This is a genomic window from Glycocaulis sp., assembly GCF_051859565.1.
GTDB lineage: Bacteria > Pseudomonadota > Alphaproteobacteria > Caulobacterales > Maricaulaceae > Glycocaulis.
In genome coordinates this window covers 18,411-33,381 of sequence record NZ_JBHYFK010000003.1, presented here as the reverse complement: position 1 = coordinate 33,381, position 14,971 = coordinate 18,411, and the positions used below count along the sequence as shown (strand labels likewise).

Below are 14,971 nucleotides of genomic sequence, written 5' to 3'. Positions count from 1 at the left end.
CTGAAACTGAAAAACTCTTGTTTACTTCTAACAGAGGCTTGGCGGGGAACGCCACCCTTAGCGGCAGGGATGAGGAGAGTTTAATCTGACACTTTGCCCGGCGCGTCCGCGCCCTTGCGCTCACTGCCGTTCACGATCACGTCCAGCACCAGTCCGGCCACGCCCACCGAGATGGCGGCATCGGCCACGTTGAACACGTAAGGAAACCACAGCCCGGAGAAGTCCAGAAAGTCCGCCACGGCGCCATAGGCGATGCGGTCAATCACGTTTCCAACCGCCCCGCCAATGATCAGGCCGAAGGCCAGCGCCTGCAGCTTGCGCTCGGCGCGCGTCAGCCAGAAGGCGATCACGCCAGCAATAGCCAGCGAGAACCCGATAAGCAGAAGCCGCGTCCACATGCTTTCCGCCGCGAACAGGCCAAAGCTGACGCCTCTGTTCCACACCATGGTGAGGTTGAACCACGGATCGAGCACCTCGATCCGCGTGCCCGGACCGCCCTCCATGAAGCCAAGCCCGTGCAGCACCCAGAGTTTGGAGGCCTGATCGAGCACGATCACCAGTACGGCCAGGCCCGCCCCGATGGCGGCGAGCCGGGCCGAGGGAATGTAGCGGGCGAGCGCGCTCATGCGGCATTGCCCTTGCGCGCATCATACCAGGCCACGGCGTCCGCATCACGCGCCGAGAGGTCCGGATAGCGCGAATCTGAGCCGACATCGGTCGTGATCCGCCATGAGCGGGCGCATTTGCGGCCCTCAGCACGGCCAACAACGACGGCAGCGATGTCCTCGCCTTCCAAGCGGAACGCGTCTTCTGGTGCCGTTTTATTTCCGTCCGACACCACGACGGTGGCCTGACTGGTGATGCAAACTTCCGCGAAAAACTCGGCGAGCGCTGCTCGTTGCTCTTCCTCGGTTTCACGTTCAAATTCAGTGCCTTCCAGAATCTGGTCGAAGCGAACCAATTCATCGAACCAATCGAGATAGATTACCGGGTGGGCTTCAAGGCTAGAGCCGAGCGTCTTGTTGCGTCGCTCCACTTCAACCGCAGCAGTCACAACCCTACGGACGCGCCGCACAAGGTCCCAATTCAGTCTCAGTTCTCTATCGCGCCATTCCGCTGGCGTGTCCTTGAAGGTCTCCAGATGGACGGAAGGCGCATCCTCGCCATAGCGGGAGGCCCAGACCTCCTCCATCGTGAAGGGTAGCAGGGGCGCCATCCAGAGTGCGAGACGGTCCAGCAATTCGGCCATCACCGTGCGCGCCGCGCGGCGGCGGATCGCATCCGGCCGGTCGCAGTAAAGGCTGTCCTTGCGGATATCGAGATAGAAGGCCGAAAGGTCATTGACGCAGAAATTGAACAGCGCCGACCAGGCCCGCTTGAAGTCATAGGCTGCATAGGCTGCGCGCACGGTTTCATCCAGCTCCGCCATGCGATGCAGCATGAAGCGCTCCAGCGCGGGCATGTCTGCGGGCGCCACGCGCTCATCGTCCGAGAACCCGTCGAGCGCGCCCAGCAGATATTTCAGCGTATTGCGCAGCTTGCGGTAGGAATCGACGGCCGATTGCAGGATAGCCTCGCCGATGCGCAAATCGCCCGAATAGTCCGCGCTGGCCGCCCACAGGCGCAGAATGTCCGCGCCATACTTCTCCGCGACAGCGCTCGGCGCGAGCACATTGCCGAGCGATTTGGACATCTTCATGCCCTTCTCGTCGACGATGAAGCCGTGGGTCACGACCGCCTTGTAGGGCGCGCGCCCGCGCGTGCCGCAGCTTTCAAGAAGGCTGGACTGGAACCAGCCGCGATGCTGGTCTGAGCCTTCCAGATACACGTCTGCCGGCCATTCGCCTTCGCGCAGGGCAAAAGCGTGGGTGGAACCGGAATCGAACCAGACATCGAGAATGTCGGTGACCTGCTCGTACTCGGACGCGCTATACGCATCGCCGAGGAAGACCTGCGGATCGGTGTCGAACCACGCATCGGCGCCCGACGCTTCCACCGCCTTCACGATGCGGGCATTGACGGCCTTATCATTGAGGATGTCGCCTGTCGCCTTGTTCACGAAGATCGTCAGCGGCACGCCCCAGGCGCGCTGGCGCGAGATCAGCCAGTCCGGCCGGTCGGAAACCATCGCATGGATGCGGTTGCGCGCGGTTTTGGGCGTCCATTCAGTGGCGTCGATGGCTTCCAGCGCACGCTGGCGCAGGGTGGCGCCATCGCCCATATCCTTGTCGATGGCGATGAACCATTGATTGGTATTGCGGAAGATGACCGGCGCCTTCGAGCGCCATGAGTGCGGGTAGGAGTGCTCCAGCCGCCCACGCGCCAGAAGATTGCCCGCCTCGATCAGCGTATCGACCACAGCCTTGTTGGCCGGGCCGTCCTGCCCTGCCTTCTTGCCGTCCGTGCGCACGATCTCCATGCCCGCAAAGAGCGGGATGTGGGGCAGATAGGCCCCGTCAGGGCCGACCGTGTGCGGGATCGGCTCCTTGGGATCGTGCCAGACCTTGTTGGCCATCCAGGCCACATAGTCTTCCGCGCCGTGGCCCGGCGCGGTGTGGACAAAGCCCGTACCCTGCTCGTCGGTGACGTGGTCACCATCGAGCAGCGGCACACGGTAGTCCCAGTACTTGTCGGTCTTGGCGAAGGGGTGCGAACAGATCAGCCCCTCCACGTTGGCGTCACCCAGACGTTTAGCCTTCACGATGAAGCCGGCTTTCGCCACGTCTTCCCACAGCGCATCGGCCACGATCAGCTTGTCGCCGGGACGCGCCCAGGGGAGGAAGTCCGAGCCGGTATCCGCGCCTTCGACCTCATAAAGGCCGTAGGCAATTTTCTTCGAGTAGCAGATCGCCCGGTTGGCCGGGATCGTCCAAGGGGTCGTCGTCCAGATGACCACGCTGGCGCCCGCCATGGCATGGGGGATGCCTGAGCCATCCATCTTCACGCCGCGCACCGGGAATTTCACCCAGATCGTGGTGGAAACCTTGTCGTGATACTCGACCTCGGCTTCGGCCAGAGCCGTCTGCTCCACAGGTGACCACATCACCGGCGAAGAACCGCGATATACGAGGCCCTTGTCGACGAATTTCAGGAACTCGCTGACGATGGATGCTTCGGCATCGAACGCCATGGTGGTGTAGGGATCGTTCCACTCACCGGCCACGCCCAGACGCTTGAACTCGGCGCGCTGCACGTCGATCCACTCGGCGGCATAATCACGGCAGGCCTTGCGGAATTCGGCAACCGGCACGTCGTCCTTCTTCTTGCCCTTGGCGCGATAATTCTGCTCCACCTTCCATTCGATGGGCAGGCCATGGCAGTCCCAACCCGGACGGTAGGGCGCATCGAACCCGGCCATGCGCCGTGTGCGCACCACGAAATCCTTCAGGATCTTGTTCATGCCGGTGCCAAGGTGGATGTGCCCGTTCGCATAAGGCGGGCCGTCATGCAGCACGAAGCGCTCCCGGCCTTTCGCCGTCTCGCGCATCTGCTGGTAGAGGTTCTCTCCTTCCCAGCGCTCCAGCCATTTCGGCTCGCTCTGGGGCAGGCCTGCGCGCATCGGAAAATCGGTCGCGGGCAGAAAAAGCGTGTCCTTGTAGTCGCGGGTGTCGGTGGCAGTCGCGTCGCTCATGGCGGCGTATCCCGTTTCTGGTATCGGTCGTTTCAGATCATCGTGGCTTGGACAAATCCCGGCTGACGCGCGGCCCGTTGGAAAACGGGATCAGGCGCGGGCCGGGCCGGTAATTCGCGGGATACGCGCGATGATGTGAAAGCGCTGTGTGCTCATGGCTGCCGGTCTATCAGGACGCGCGCTGGCGGTCCAGAACGCCGCGCGCCTCATCGCTGTCCAACGCGATCTGGTTTTTCAGCGCGTCCAGCCCGTCAAAGCGGCGTTCCTCGCGGATGAAACCGATCAGTTCCACCTCCAGCGTCTTTCCATAAAGATCACCGGAAAAGTCGAAGAAGAACACCTCCAGGCGCTCCTCGGTGCCGTCCACGGTCGGGCGCTTGCCGATATTGGCCACCCCGCCCACCGGCGCTACGTGGTCCGGCATCTTTGCCCGCACCGCATAGACGCCGGCTTTGGGGCGCAGATAGTCGCCAAGCGCGATATTGGCCGTGGGAAAGCCCAGCGTGCGCCCGCGCTTGTCGCCATGAGCCACCTCGCCTTCTATCGCCCACGGGCGGCCCAGCAGTTCTGCAGCCGTCTCCACATCGCCCTCACGCAGGGCGTTGCGTACCGCGCTGGAGGAGAACTTCGCCCGGTCGCTCAGGCGCTCGGCCACCAGCGTTGGTGCGATGCCCACGGCAATTCCGTATTGCGCACCGAGGGTCTTGAGTGTTTCCGCATTGCCCGCCCGGCCCTTGCCAAAGCAGAAATCAGCGCCGGTCACCACCCCGTCCAGCGCCAGCTGACCCAACAGTATATCGCGCACGAAAGCTTCGGGCGTCATCGCTGACAGCGCCGCGTCAAAGCGGATCGTGTCGACGCGCTGCGCGCCGGCGGCCAGCAGCGCCCGCTCGCGCTGGGCATCATTCATCAGGCGAAAAGGCGGTTCGTCGGGGCGAAACAGACGGCGCGGATGCGGGCTGAACACGGCTGCTACCGGCACAGAGCCGATACGCGCGGCGAGATCACGCGCATGGTCCAGCACCGCTCGGTGGCCAGCGTGGACGCCATCGAAATTTCCCAGAGCGGCAACGCCGCTCATTCGGATGATGCCCGGCGCTTGCGGACCATCACTTCGGCTTCCGCCTTCATGCACAGCTCGCCTTCGACCTCGCAGGTGCAATCGAGCATGACGCGGCGCTGCTTGATATCGATGGCGGTTACCGTCGCACGAGCGATCACGGTGTCGCCAATGCGCACCGGGCGTTCAAACCGCATCGTCATGCCGGCGAACACGGCGCCAGGCCCCGGCAGATGGTTGCCCAGCACACACGAAATATAGGAGGCGATCAGCGCGCCATGGGCGATGCGTCCGCGGAACGGCGTGCGCGCCGCGTACTCATCGTCCAGGTGCAGCGGGTTGAAATCCCCCGACACCTCGGCAAACCGGCGTACCGCCTCATCGTCCACGAGGCGCGTGATAAAGGCCGTCTGACCGACTTCCAACTCGTTGATTCCAAAGCCCTGCATAAGGTCCATCCGCTTTGTCGCGCTTTTCTGCCGGGTGTTTAACCGAATTTTGACTGCACTTGTCTAGCTTTGCCACAGCGGGAGGAGAAAAGAGCGGGGAAAAGCCGCCCTCTCCTGCCGGAAACCGGGATGACAAACAAGGTCTGGATGGAGGTGTGGGTATGGCTGTCGAAATGTCGATGCCGATTCTGGTAGTAGATGATTACAAGACGATGATCCGTATTATACGGAATCTTCTTACCCAGATCGGGTTTGAGAACGTCGATGAAGCCTCGGATGGCACAGAAGCCTTCGAGAAGATGAAAAAGCAGAAATACGGTCTCGTGATTTCCGACTGGAACATGGAACCGATGACCGGCTACGAGCTCCTGCAGCGCGTGCGCGCCGATGACACGACCAAGTCGGTCCCGTTCATCATGGTCACGGCCGAGTCCAAGACCGAGAACGTGATCGCGGCCAAGAAAGCCGGCGTGAACAACTACATCGTGAAGCCGTTCAATGCCGGTACGCTGAAAGCGAAAATGGCTGCCGTGCTGGGCGATTTCTGATCGGCCCTGAGCGCCAGTATCGTTCTGCTTTGATGAAGGAGGGATCCAATGCCCGCCGCTGAAGTTGCCGCGCGCGTGCGCGAGTCGCTTGCCAATCTGAAGACCAAGGACCTGAAAGACGGTCAGGTGATGGAGGTGCTGTCGCTCGCGCAGCAACTGACCGACACCATGCAGCTCTTCTTCGGATCGCTCGACAAGTCGATCCATAGTGAGTTTGTCTATATCGCCGACTATATCGCCCGGACGCGCAGCGAAATTTCCAAACTGCGCCCGAATGACATCAAGGAACAGCGCATCCCGACCGCAGGCGCGGAACTGGAAGCCGTTGTTACCGACACAGAGCGGGCAACCGAGACCATCATGCTGGAGGCCGAGACCCTGCTTGGCGAAAAGCCTGATGACATCGCCGCCTACAAGGCTCAGGTCGATGAGGCGATGATGCGCATCATTGAGGCGTGCTCGTTCCAGGATCTCTCCGGCCAGCGCGTGTCCAAGGTGGTGGAATCGCTGCGCCATGTGGAAAAGCGGGTCAGCCGCTTTGCTGCCACCATGGGAGTCCACGACGCTGAGGCCGACGAGGATGAAGTCGCCGAGGCCGAGCGCAAGAAGAAGCTACACCTGAACGGCCCCGCACTAGGCGGACCTGAAGTGAAGCAGGACGCCATTGACGAGATGATTGCATCCGATCTCGACCAGGATGCGATCGACTCGCTGTTCGACTAGGCAGCGCTGATACGCACAATAAAAATCCCGCCGGTTTGCGCCGGCGGGATTTTTATTGTGGAACGGGCCGTATCACTCACGCCGCCTTCGGGGCGCTCACGACCTGATTGTCTTCATCGAGCAGAATAACGTTAGGAACGAACTGACGCGCGATTTCCGCGTCCATCTGCGCGTAGGCAACCACAATGATGCGGTCGCCGACCTGGGCCAGACGGGCAGCGGCGCCATTGATCCCGAAAGTCTTCGAGCCGCGTGGTGCGGGGATCGCATAAGTGGTGAAGCGCGCGCCCGTGTTGATATTGAGCACATCCACCTGCTCGTTCGGCAGGATGCCCGACGCATCGAGCAGATCGGAATCGATCGAGATCGAACCTTCATAGTGCAAGTCAGCGCGCGTCACGCTAGCGCGGTGAAGCTTGGCCTTCATCATGGTGAGCTGCATGGGGCTTTCCCTGCTGGCTGATGTTGCGCTGCATATAATGCATCGGAGAGCGCACGAACAGGCCTGCGCTCACCGGCTTTCCTGTTTTCGCTGCCGCAAGTCCGCGCGATGTGGTAGGCTGGCCGCTCATACCCTGCGGCGGGAGGGGGCATGGGACAGCAACGATCAGGCTGGCATACCGTAGTTGCGATTGGCACAGGCCTCATGCTGGCCACGCCAGCCATTGCTCTTGCCGCGCATCAACAATCCCCACAGCAACAGGAATCCGCGCCGCCAGCCACGGTGCGTGAACAGGCGCTGACACGCGAACGCATCCTTCAGGCCATGGAGGCCCAGCCGCAGCGCGAACCCGTCAGGCAGCTCAATACCGACGCCCTGCGCGAAGCCCTCGCCCAGCGCGCTCAGGGAGGCCAGCAGACGCCGGATACCGCCACACCTGAAACCACCACACCGGGCACACAGACGCAGGAGCCTGAGCGTGATGCGCAGGGGCGGCCCATCGCGCCTATCGACTGGAACAGTGCCGCTACCGACATGCGCCGCGACATGGCGCAGATGAACCAGGATACGCCAGCAAGTTTTGTACCCACCCAGCCGCCACCGCGCGTGCCGCCTTTTACCAATACACAGCCCGAAGAACTCGCACGCCCGCGCCTGCCGGTCCTGCTGCCGCTGGAGGTCGAACCCACAAGTACACGCGGTGACGAGGAAGGCGGCGGCGAGAGCGGGATGATGTTCTTCGCCTCGGATTATTTCTATAGCGCCAGCTTTCACCGGCGCGGGATCATGTACCAGATCACCGGCAGCCGGGTGATCCATGCGGTGGAAACCAGCGCTGCCATAGCGGGCCAATACATGGCCATGACCGACGCTCAGGGCCAGCTGGTCACGCGCACCGAGTTCGGCCAGGAGCTGAGCTTCAACCGCTATGGCGCGGCCTATACCCTGCTGCTCGCGTGCTCCAACCCGGACGAGAACGCCGAGTGCCGCGATGAGAACACGATCCGCGCCTTTGCCGGGCGGCTGGTGGTCGCGGGCGGATCGCCTGCAGGCCTGCCGCCGCGCAATAACGGGCGGAGGCAACCATGAGCGTCGCGCGCGATTATACGCTGGCCGCCATTATCGGCGGGGGCGCGCTGATCACCGCCATTTTCTGGCCGTCTGCGCCGGAGGATGCGCCGGACCCGGTTGATCCGCCCGAGGAAACCGAAACGCTGGAGCCGGAAGAACCAGAAATTCCCGAACCTGAGCCAGAGCCAGAGCCGGAACCTGAGCCGGAACCCGAACCGGAACCGGCGGCCCTGCAGGACTGGCTGGGCGATGAGCCGCTGTTTACGCCCGCCGGCGAGCTTCCTGCCGGGTCGGGCAGCGGCGTTGAGACCGCAACCGTCTATTCGGCCCATATGCGCTTTCCGGTGGAGGTGCCGCGCGCCTTTGCCAATACCCAGCTCTGGCGGCCGGGGGGCATTCATGCCAGCCCGCCCTGGAACCAGTGCGCGGCCGAGAATTACGACTATCCGTGGTTTGACAATTTCTGCGAGACGCGCGGCTGGTCGACGCCGATGTGTCCCGGCGGCACCGGCCATCAGGGCCAGGATATTCGCCCGCCCCGCTGCCCGCGCAGCCCCTATGGCGATGAAGACCGGTTCTGGGCGGTGGCGGCAGACAATGGCGTGATCAGCGGCATCTCCAGTCACACCGTCACCCTGCTGGCCGAAGATGGCACCAGCTATCTCTACCTGCATCTCGACCCGGCGCGCCTTGATGTCAGCACGGGCGACCTTGTCGCGCGCGGCGAGCGCATCGGCGTGATCTGGAACCATTTCGGTGCCACACCGACGACCTTCCATTTGCATTTCGAGATCCGCCAGAGCGTGCTCATCGGCGATCAGATACGCCTGACGCCGGTGCCGCCCTATACCTCGCTGATCGAATCCTTTGAACGCCTTGCGCGCGGCGACGACCCGGACGGCGATTATCCGGAGCCTTATTAGGTTTTGGTTGCGCAACGCATCCGCGTTGCGATGTTCCGCGAAAAGTCGCAGGCGGCCTTTGGACTCTCGGGCTGCAAAGCGGCCCGCAAGCGCGAACGCGCGCCCGAGCCTATGCGAGGAGCGACGCACGGATGTGCGGAGCACAAGGAAAGAGTCCTACCCCCGCCTCGCCCTGAAAAACCCTTTCAGAAGCGCCGCGCTCTGATCTGCCAGCACTCCGCCGGTCACATCTGGCCGCCAGTGGCAGGTGGGTTGCTCAAAGAAGCGCGGGCCGTGCTCAATCGCCCCGCCCTTGGGGTCTGACGCGCCATAGACGAGGCGGCCAATGCGTGCGTGGCTGATCGCGCCTGCGCACATGGCACACGGCTCCAGCGTCACGAACATCTCCAGCCCCGTCAGCCGGTAATTGCCAAGCTTCTGGCCGGCCAGGCGCAGGCTGAGAATTTCGGCATGCGCGCTCGGATCATGACCAGCAATCGGCGCATTATGGGCGAGCGCAACCACTTCATCCGTCGAAGGATCGACGATCGCCGCGCCAATTGGTGCCTCGCCCGCAGAGGCAGCGGCTTGCGCCTGACCCAAGGCTAGTTCCATAAAGCGTATGTCGCGGCTATCGCTCATGGGAGCCGCTTAAGCCTTCACCGGAGACCCCGCAAGCCTTGGCCAAGCCCCCTGCCCCCAAAAATGCTGAAGACGGCGAACGCATCGCCAAGGTGCTCGCCCATGCCGGCGTTGCCTCGCGCCGTGAAGCCGAACGCATGATCGAGGACGGCCGGGTGAGCCTGAACGGCAAGATTCTGCGCACGCCTGCGGTGAAGGTTGGCCCCGGCGATGATGTGCGCGTGGACGGCAAGCCCATCGCCGAGCGCCCGCCGACCCGGCTGTGGCGTCACCACAAGCCCGATGGCTTGGTCACCACCCATGCCGACCCGCAGGGGCGCGAGACCGTCTTTCAGTCCCTGCCGAAGGAAATCGGCCGCGTCATTTCCATTGGCCGGCTGGACCTCACCTCGGAAGGCCTTTTGTTGCTGACCAATGATGGCGAGCTGGCGCGCGTGCTGGAACTGCCCTCAACGGGCTGGACCCGGCGTTATCGCGTGCGCGCCTATGGCGACATCACCGAAGAGGCCATCGAGAAGCTGAAAAAGGGCATCAGTGTCGAGGGCGTGAAATACGGCCCCATCGAGGTGGTGGTGGACCGGCGCACCGGCTCCAACACCTGGCTGACCGTGGGCCTGAAAGAGGGCAAGAACCGCGAAGTGAGGAAGGTCCTCTCTGCGGTCGGTCTGACCGTGAACCGGCTGCTGCGCACCGCTTACGGCCCGTTCCAGCTTGGCGCGCTGGAAAAAGGCAAGACCGAAGAAATCCGCCGTTCGGTCCTGCGCGAACAGCTCGGCAAGCTCTACCCCCTCGATGGCGACGGCTATCCGATGAAGGAGGGCGCACGCGAGGCCGACATGACCGGCAGGGCGGTCTCCAAGCCCGAACGCCCACGCCCGCCTGCGCCGGCAGGCAAGGGACCGTCACGCCCCTCGCCCGGCGCACCACGCGGCAAACCCGGCCCCGGCAAGCGCCCCGACAACAAGGCCCGAAAGCCCGATGCGCATCATCGCCGGAAGCCATAAGGGCCGCGCGCTCAGCGCGCCCAAGGGCCGCAATACCCGCCCTACCGCCGACCGCACCCGCGAAAGCATTTTCAACAAGCTGGCCCATGCCAGCTGGTCAGACGGGCTGGCGGAAAAGCGCGTGATCGACCTGTTTGCGGGCTCCGGCGCGCTGGGCTTTGAAGCCATGAGCCGGGGCGCGGCCTTCTGCCTCTTTGTCGAGACCGATGCCGGCGCCAGAGGCGCGATCCGCGACAATGTCGAGGCGCTGCAGCTATGGGCGACGACCCGCCTGCACCGGCGCGATGCCACCGCCATGGGGCCGAAACCGGCCAATCTCGGCGCGCCGTTTGATCTCGTTTTCCTCGATCCGCCCTATGGCAAGGGCCTTGGCGAGCTCGCTCTCTCCCGCCTTCTGGATGGCGGCTGGCTCAGCCCTGGAGCAATCGCCGTTCTGGAAGTGGGCATCGACGAGACGCCCGAAACACCCGGCTGGGAACGTCTAGACGAAGGCGAATATGGCGCAGCAAGGGTGGTGTATTTGAAGAGGGGCAGCTTGTGAGTTATACAAAATTATGTATAATCGGGTTTGGATAGCATGAAACAGGTCGCGTTCCATGGCAGCGCGCTGAACGACCTTCGGGACTTCCCGGAAGGTGCGCGCCGGGAGGCGGGCCACCAGATCGACAGGGTTCAACGCGGACTGGACCCGGATGACTGGAAACCGATGGTAGCCATCGGACAAGGCGTCAGGGAGATACGGGTCCGCGATGAAACCGGCGCATTCCGGGTGATCTATCTGGCCAGGCTCGCTGACGCGGTTCACATCCTTCACTGCTTCCAGAAGAAGACCCAACGCACCGCGAAAACCGATATCGAACTTGCAGCCCGCCGCTACAAAGCCCTCATCAACGAGCAGAGACCATGAGCGAACATCGTTTTGACAGCATCTGGGACGCCATCGAGAGCACACCCGGCGAAGCGGAGAACATGAAGCTGCGCTCCGAGCTGATGATCGCGCTCAAATCCCATATCGAGGCAATGGGCTGGACGCAGACCGAAGCGGCCAAGCGCATGGGCGTCACACAGCCCCGCGTGTCTGATCTGATGCGTGGCAAGGTGCAGGTTTTCGCGCTGGACGCACTGGTCAATGCCGCCAGCGCGGCGGGGCTCAGCGTAAAGCTGGACGTGAGAGCGGTGGCCTGACCCTCACTTCCGCCCGAATAGCCGCTCAATATCAGACAGCTTCAGCTCCACATAGGTGGGCCGGCCATGATTGCACTGGCCGGAATGGGGCGTGGCTTCCATCTCGCGCAGGAGCGCGTTCATCTCCTCGCCCGTCAGGCGGCGGCCCGCTCGCACCGAGCCATGACAGGCCATGGTGCCGACCACTTCCTCCAGCTTCTCTTTGAGTGACAGCGCCTCGTCATATTCGGCGATCTCGTCGGCGAGATCGCGGATCAGGCCCTGCACATTGAGGCGTTTGAGAAGCGCGGGCGTCTCCCTCACCGCAATCGCGCCGGGGCCGAAGGGTTCGATGACAAGGCCAAGCTCGGCGAGTTCCTCTGCCCGGTCGAGCACGCGGCGCGCCTCGCCCTCGTCCATCTCGACGATCTCCGGCACCAGAAGCGCCTGCCGGGCGACGCCGGTGGTGCTGAGAGCCGCCTTCATCCGCTCATAGACGAGGCGCTCATGGGCGGCGTGCTGATCGACGATGACCAGCCCGTCCGCCGTCTGCGCGATCACATAGGTCTCGTGCAGCTGCGCGCGCGCCGCACCCAGCGGAAAGTCTTCCAGCTCACGGGCAGGCTCCGCCTCTACCCTCGCAGCGTAGGCAAGGCCGGAGGGTTCGGCGCGCGGCAATCCGGCATCGAAATCGTGGGCAGCACGCTCGGCCAGAGACGCCTCATAGGCGGGTGATACCCGCGCGCCGTATTCGGCTCGCGACGGCGCCCAGAGCGAGCCTGTGGGCGCGCTCTGTGGCTGCAGTCTTCCAAGCGTGGCGGAGGCGACACTGGTCGAGGCACGGTGGCCTGCCCCTGCCAGCGCATGGCGCAGCGCGCCGACAATCAGCCCGCGCACGAGGCCGGAATCGCGAAAGCGCACCTCCGCCTTGGCGGGGTGGACGTTCACATCCACCTCATCGGTCGGCAGATCGACATAGAGCGCCACCACCGGATGCCGGTCGCGGGCGAGGAAGTCCTGATAGGCACCTCGCACCGCCCCTACCAGCAGCTTGTCGCGCACCGGCCGGCCGTTCACGAACAGGAACTGGTGCTGGTTCGTGCCCCGGTTATAGGTGGGAAGGCTGGCCCAGCCGGTCACGCTCACGCCCTCGCGCACCGTATCAATGGCCAGCGCATTCTCGGCAAAGTCTCTATCCAGCAGGGCGGTGAGGCGGGTACGGCGCGCTTCGGGCGTGTCCACCATGCCCGGTGCCTGCAGGGCGAGGCGCGAGCGGCCATCAAGGGTGAGGAAGAAGCCGACATCGGCTCTGGCGAGCGCCAGACGCTTCATCACGTCAGTGATGGCCATGCTCTCGGCGCGCTCGGATTTGAGAAATTTCAGGCGCGCAGGGGTAGCGTAGAAAAGATCGCGCACTTCAATGCGCGTGCCGGTGCGCCCCAGCGGCGGGGCGGGACGTGGCTCGCCGGTCTTGCCGCCTTCCACCTCCAGCGCCCAGCAATCGCCAGAGGGGCCTTGCGTGGTGATCGACAACCGCGCGACCGACCCGATGGAGGGCAAGGCCTCGCCCCGGAAGCCCATGGAGGCGATGTTGAGAAGATCATCCGCCCCATCGGCGCCCACGGGCAGTTTGGAGGTGGCATGACGCTCCACCGACAGGGCGAGGCTGTCACGGTCCATGCCGTGACCATCATCTTCCACGATCAGCCGGGTCAGCCCGCCCTGCTCTGCGCGCACATCAATGCGCGTGGCACCAGCATCCAGCGCATTTTCCACCAGCTCTTTCAGGGCCGAGGCGGGGCGCTCGACCACCTCGCCAGCGGCGATGCGATTGACGGTTTCAGGGGTGAGTCGGCGGATAATGGCCATGGGCGGGAAAGTCGGGTCTGGGGGCGGGCCGGTCAAGCCGCCGGGGCAAATGCCTGCAGGCGGCGCTCCAGCCCCTCGCGCACGGCAGGCCATTCATGGGGCAAGACAGAGAAGTACACGGTATCGCGCCGGTCACCGCGCCAGGTCACCATATGGCTGCGCAGCGTGCCTTCCTGCACGGCGCCCATACGCAGCATGGCGCGCTGACTGCGCTGGTTCAGGTGATGGGTTTTCAGCTCCACGCGCTGCGCGCCGGCCTCAAACGCCCGGCCCAGCATGAGACGCTTGCAGGCCGGGTTCACAAACCCGCCCCGCCAGGGCGCGCCATACCAGGTCCAGCCGACCTCCACGCGGGCATGGTCGGGCTCGATAGCAACGAACGAGGTGTGCCCGGCCAGCTCGCCAGTCTGGCGTATCCTCACCGCATGGCCGAACTGGCGGTTGCCGGGCTGACCTGCGCGCAACGGGTCAAACCAGGCATCAAAGCCCGGACCATCACCGCGCACGCTGGTCCATTCCCACAGCTCCGGCTCGCGGGCGAGGAGGCGCATCTCCTCCCGGTGTGAATCATCCAGCGGCTCAAGGCGCACGAAGGCGTTATCCAGCACCATGGGTTCCAGCCTCATCCCGTCCCTCCATTGAGCAGCCACAGCCCTTGCACCAAGTAGTACGCGCCTATCCCCGTCACGAGACGTTTGGTCCAGCGCCGGAACACGTCCTCGCTCATCCGGTCGAGCATCTTTGCACCCAGCGTCGTCCCGATCACCGAGAGCGGTATGGCGGCGGCGATGAGCCAGAACGACCCGCCTTCGCCCGCGGCCAGCGCCGGAGCGATATAGTAGGCGATCTTCACCCCGTGCGCGGCAACTTGCGTGGCGGCCTTGGTGGCGACGATTGAGCGCCGGTCGGCCTCCACATTCTGGTAGAAAGTATCGAGCAGCGGCCCGGATACGCCCGCGATCACGTTAAGGCCGGTCACGCTGACCCCGCAGGCAATGCCCTGCCCCGGCTTTGTTGCATCCAGCGCAAACACCGATCTCGGCACCCAGACAATCAGCGGCACGAGACCCAGCACGATGAAAAGCCAGGGGCGCGGCAGGATGAACGTGAAACTGAGGAGGATGAGCGCGACGCCAGCCGACCCGATCAGATACCAGCCTATCGACTTCCACAATATGTAGCGGCGCAGGAGCACGGCCCGCCAGCCATTGGACACGCTCTGCACCGCACCATGCATTACCATCGCCGCCGGCACGGGCAGGAGGGCTGCCAGGACGCCCATCAGGATCAATCCGCCCGCCATACCAAACACGGCCGACAGGAAGGCCGTCGCCAGCACCGCAAAAAGTATGATGATGGATGTCATGTCACAGATGGAATCACCGGCAGGAAGTGCCATGATAGTCCGGACAAACGAAACTGGCCCGGACCGGGCGCACGCGAAAACCGCGAGGGAGGACACCCAA

The 14,971-nt window shown here is 63.8% G+C and carries 17 protein-coding genes; 8 read left to right on the top strand and 9 right to left on the bottom strand.

All coding sequences use genetic code 11. From position 1 onward, the window contains the following. Nucleotides 1–80 precede the first annotated feature (80 nt). From lspA to ACTIGC_RS05060, 4 genes are all read right to left on the bottom strand, one after another. The gene (lspA, locus tag ACTIGC_RS05075) at nt 81–626 is read right to left on the bottom strand and encodes a signal peptidase II (RefSeq protein WP_439633385.1); all 546 of its coding nucleotides are present in this window, start codon (nt 624–626) and stop codon (nt 81–83) included. Continuing rightward, complete coding sequence (gene ileS / locus ACTIGC_RS05070) at nt 623–3,631, bottom strand: isoleucine--tRNA ligase (RefSeq protein WP_439633384.1); 3,009 nt, start codon at nt 3,629–3,631, stop codon at nt 623–625. The genes lspA and ileS overlap by 4 nt, the downstream gene beginning before the upstream one ends. A gap of 169 nt (nt 3,632–3,800) precedes the next feature. After that, nucleotides 3,801–4,712, bottom strand: coding sequence for a bifunctional riboflavin kinase/FAD synthetase (locus tag ACTIGC_RS05065; RefSeq protein ID WP_439633383.1), 912 nt, complete (start codon nt 4,710–4,712; stop codon nt 3,801–3,803). After that, complete coding sequence (locus ACTIGC_RS05060) at nt 4,709–5,140, bottom strand: MaoC family dehydratase (protein WP_439633382.1); 432 nt, start codon at nt 5,138–5,140, stop codon at nt 4,709–4,711. The genes ACTIGC_RS05065 and ACTIGC_RS05060 overlap by 4 nt, the downstream gene beginning before the upstream one ends. 161 nt (nt 5,141–5,301) lie before the next feature. Here ACTIGC_RS05060 and ACTIGC_RS05055 point away from each other — a divergent pair, with 161 nt between their 5' ends. Both ACTIGC_RS05055 and ACTIGC_RS05050 read left to right on the top strand, forming a co-directional pair. Next, nucleotides 5,302–5,688, top strand: coding sequence for a response regulator (locus tag ACTIGC_RS05055; protein WP_439633381.1), 387 nt, complete (start codon nt 5,302–5,304; stop codon nt 5,686–5,688). A gap of 48 nt (nt 5,689–5,736) precedes the next feature. Further along, on the top strand, nt 5,737–6,411 hold the full coding sequence (locus ACTIGC_RS05050) for a protein phosphatase CheZ (protein WP_439633380.1): 675 nt from the start codon (nt 5,737–5,739) through the stop codon (nt 6,409–6,411). Nucleotides 6,412–6,487: 76 nt separating this feature from the next. Here the strand turns inward: ACTIGC_RS05050 and panD are convergent, their stop codons facing one another. Next, entirely contained in the window at nt 6,488–6,853 is a 366-nt protein-coding gene (panD, locus tag ACTIGC_RS05045) for an aspartate 1-decarboxylase (protein ID WP_439633379.1), read from the bottom strand. Between the two features lie 150 nt (nt 6,854–7,003). On the opposite strand from panD, the gene ACTIGC_RS05040 reads away from it, so the two are divergent. Both ACTIGC_RS05040 and ACTIGC_RS05035 read left to right on the top strand, forming a co-directional pair. Beyond that, on the top strand, nt 7,004–7,942 hold the full coding sequence (locus ACTIGC_RS05040; protein ID WP_439633378.1) for a hypothetical protein: 939 nt from the start codon (nt 7,004–7,006) through the stop codon (nt 7,940–7,942). Beyond that, nucleotides 7,939–8,847: a M23 family metallopeptidase gene (locus tag ACTIGC_RS05035; protein ID WP_439633377.1), complete on the top strand. Its 909-nt coding sequence runs from the start codon at nt 7,939–7,941 to the stop codon at nt 8,845–8,847. Before ACTIGC_RS05040 ends, ACTIGC_RS05035 begins: the two co-directional genes overlap by 4 nt. Nucleotides 8,848–9,003: 156 nt before the next feature. Here the strand turns inward: ACTIGC_RS05035 and ACTIGC_RS05030 are convergent, their stop codons facing one another. Beyond that, on the bottom strand, nt 9,004–9,468 hold the full coding sequence (locus tag ACTIGC_RS05030) for a nucleoside deaminase (RefSeq protein WP_439633376.1): 465 nt from the start codon (nt 9,466–9,468) through the stop codon (nt 9,004–9,006). Nucleotides 9,469–9,506: 38 nt separating this feature from the next. Between ACTIGC_RS05030 and ACTIGC_RS05025 the strand changes: the two genes are divergently transcribed. From ACTIGC_RS05025 to ACTIGC_RS05010, 4 genes are read left to right on the top strand one after another with little or no spacing between them, the layout of a single operon-like run. After that, nucleotides 9,507–10,472, top strand: a complete 966-nt coding sequence (locus tag ACTIGC_RS05025) for a pseudouridine synthase (protein WP_127565863.1) — start codon at nt 9,507–9,509, stop codon at nt 10,470–10,472. Next, a complete protein-coding gene (gene rsmD, locus ACTIGC_RS05020) occupies nt 10,447–11,013 on the top strand; it encodes a 16S rRNA (guanine(966)-N(2))-methyltransferase RsmD (RefSeq protein ID WP_439633375.1) in 567 nt (188 codons plus the stop codon). Before ACTIGC_RS05025 ends, rsmD begins: the two co-directional genes overlap by 26 nt. A 36-nt stretch (nt 11,014–11,049) precedes the next feature. Beyond that, nucleotides 11,050–11,379: a type II toxin-antitoxin system RelE/ParE family toxin gene (locus tag ACTIGC_RS05015; protein WP_439633374.1), complete on the top strand. Its 330-nt coding sequence runs from the start codon at nt 11,050–11,052 to the stop codon at nt 11,377–11,379. Next, nucleotides 11,376–11,657, top strand: coding sequence for a helix-turn-helix domain-containing protein (locus ACTIGC_RS05010; protein ID WP_439633373.1), 282 nt, complete (start codon nt 11,376–11,378; stop codon nt 11,655–11,657). The genes ACTIGC_RS05015 and ACTIGC_RS05010 overlap by 4 nt, the downstream gene beginning before the upstream one ends. A gap of 3 nt (nt 11,658–11,660) precedes the next feature. On the opposite strand, the gene mutL is transcribed toward ACTIGC_RS05010, so the two are convergent. The 3 genes from mutL to ACTIGC_RS04995 are packed head-to-tail and all read right to left on the bottom strand — an operon-like array spanning nt 11,661 to nt 14,904. Then, a complete protein-coding gene (gene mutL, locus ACTIGC_RS05005; RefSeq protein ID WP_439633372.1) occupies nt 11,661–13,505 on the bottom strand; it encodes a DNA mismatch repair endonuclease MutL in 1,845 nt (614 codons plus the stop codon). 32 nt (nt 13,506–13,537) lie between these two features. Then, on the bottom strand, nt 13,538–14,131 hold the full coding sequence (locus ACTIGC_RS05000) for a GNAT family N-acetyltransferase (RefSeq protein ID WP_439633371.1): 594 nt from the start codon (nt 14,129–14,131) through the stop codon (nt 13,538–13,540). After that, nucleotides 14,128–14,904, bottom strand: a complete 777-nt coding sequence (locus tag ACTIGC_RS04995) for a TSUP family transporter (protein ID WP_439633370.1) — start codon at nt 14,902–14,904, stop codon at nt 14,128–14,130. The genes ACTIGC_RS05000 and ACTIGC_RS04995 overlap by 4 nt, the downstream gene beginning before the upstream one ends. Between the last annotated feature and the right edge of the window lie 67 nt (nt 14,905–14,971).

What these genes read in the sequence shown, in the direction of transcription:
- ACTIGC_RS05000 (WP_439633371.1), bottom strand. Translation starts at nt 14,131, where the DNA reads ATGAGGCTGGAACCCATGGTGCTGGATAACGCCTTCGTGCGCCTTGAG.
- ACTIGC_RS04995 (WP_439633370.1), bottom strand. Translation starts at nt 14,904, where the DNA reads ATGGCACTTCCTGCCGGTGATTCCATCTGTGACATGACATCCATCATC.
- ACTIGC_RS05035 (WP_439633377.1), top strand. Translation starts at nt 7,939, where the DNA reads ATGAGCGTCGCGCGCGATTATACGCTGGCCGCCATTATCGGCGGGGGC.
- rsmD (WP_439633375.1), top strand. Translation starts at nt 10,447, where the DNA reads ATGCGCATCATCGCCGGAAGCCATAAGGGCCGCGCGCTCAGCGCGCCC.
- ACTIGC_RS05060 (WP_439633382.1), bottom strand. Translation starts at nt 5,140, where the DNA reads ATGCAGGGCTTTGGAATCAACGAGTTGGAAGTCGGTCAGACGGCCTTT.
- lspA (WP_439633385.1), bottom strand. Translation starts at nt 626, where the DNA reads ATGAGCGCGCTCGCCCGCTACATTCCCTCGGCCCGGCTCGCCGCCATC.
- ACTIGC_RS05010 (WP_439633373.1), top strand. Translation starts at nt 11,376, where the DNA reads ATGAGCGAACATCGTTTTGACAGCATCTGGGACGCCATCGAGAGCACA.
- ACTIGC_RS05050 (WP_439633380.1), top strand. Translation starts at nt 5,737, where the DNA reads ATGCCCGCCGCTGAAGTTGCCGCGCGCGTGCGCGAGTCGCTTGCCAAT.
- ACTIGC_RS05055 (WP_439633381.1), top strand. Translation starts at nt 5,302, where the DNA reads ATGGCTGTCGAAATGTCGATGCCGATTCTGGTAGTAGATGATTACAAG.
- mutL (WP_439633372.1), bottom strand. Translation starts at nt 13,505, where the DNA reads ATGGCCATTATCCGCCGACTCACCCCTGAAACCGTCAATCGCATCGCC.
- ACTIGC_RS05015 (WP_439633374.1), top strand. Translation starts at nt 11,050, where the DNA reads ATGAAACAGGTCGCGTTCCATGGCAGCGCGCTGAACGACCTTCGGGAC.
- ACTIGC_RS05065 (WP_439633383.1), bottom strand. Translation starts at nt 4,712, where the DNA reads ATGAGCGGCGTTGCCGCTCTGGGAAATTTCGATGGCGTCCACGCTGGC.
- ACTIGC_RS05040 (WP_439633378.1), top strand. Translation starts at nt 7,004, where the DNA reads ATGGGACAGCAACGATCAGGCTGGCATACCGTAGTTGCGATTGGCACA.
- ileS (WP_439633384.1), bottom strand. Translation starts at nt 3,631, where the DNA reads ATGAGCGACGCGACTGCCACCGACACCCGCGACTACAAGGACACGCTT.
- panD (WP_439633379.1), bottom strand. Translation starts at nt 6,853, where the DNA reads ATGCAGCTCACCATGATGAAGGCCAAGCTTCACCGCGCTAGCGTGACG.
- ACTIGC_RS05030 (WP_439633376.1), bottom strand. Translation starts at nt 9,468, where the DNA reads ATGAGCGATAGCCGCGACATACGCTTTATGGAACTAGCCTTGGGTCAG.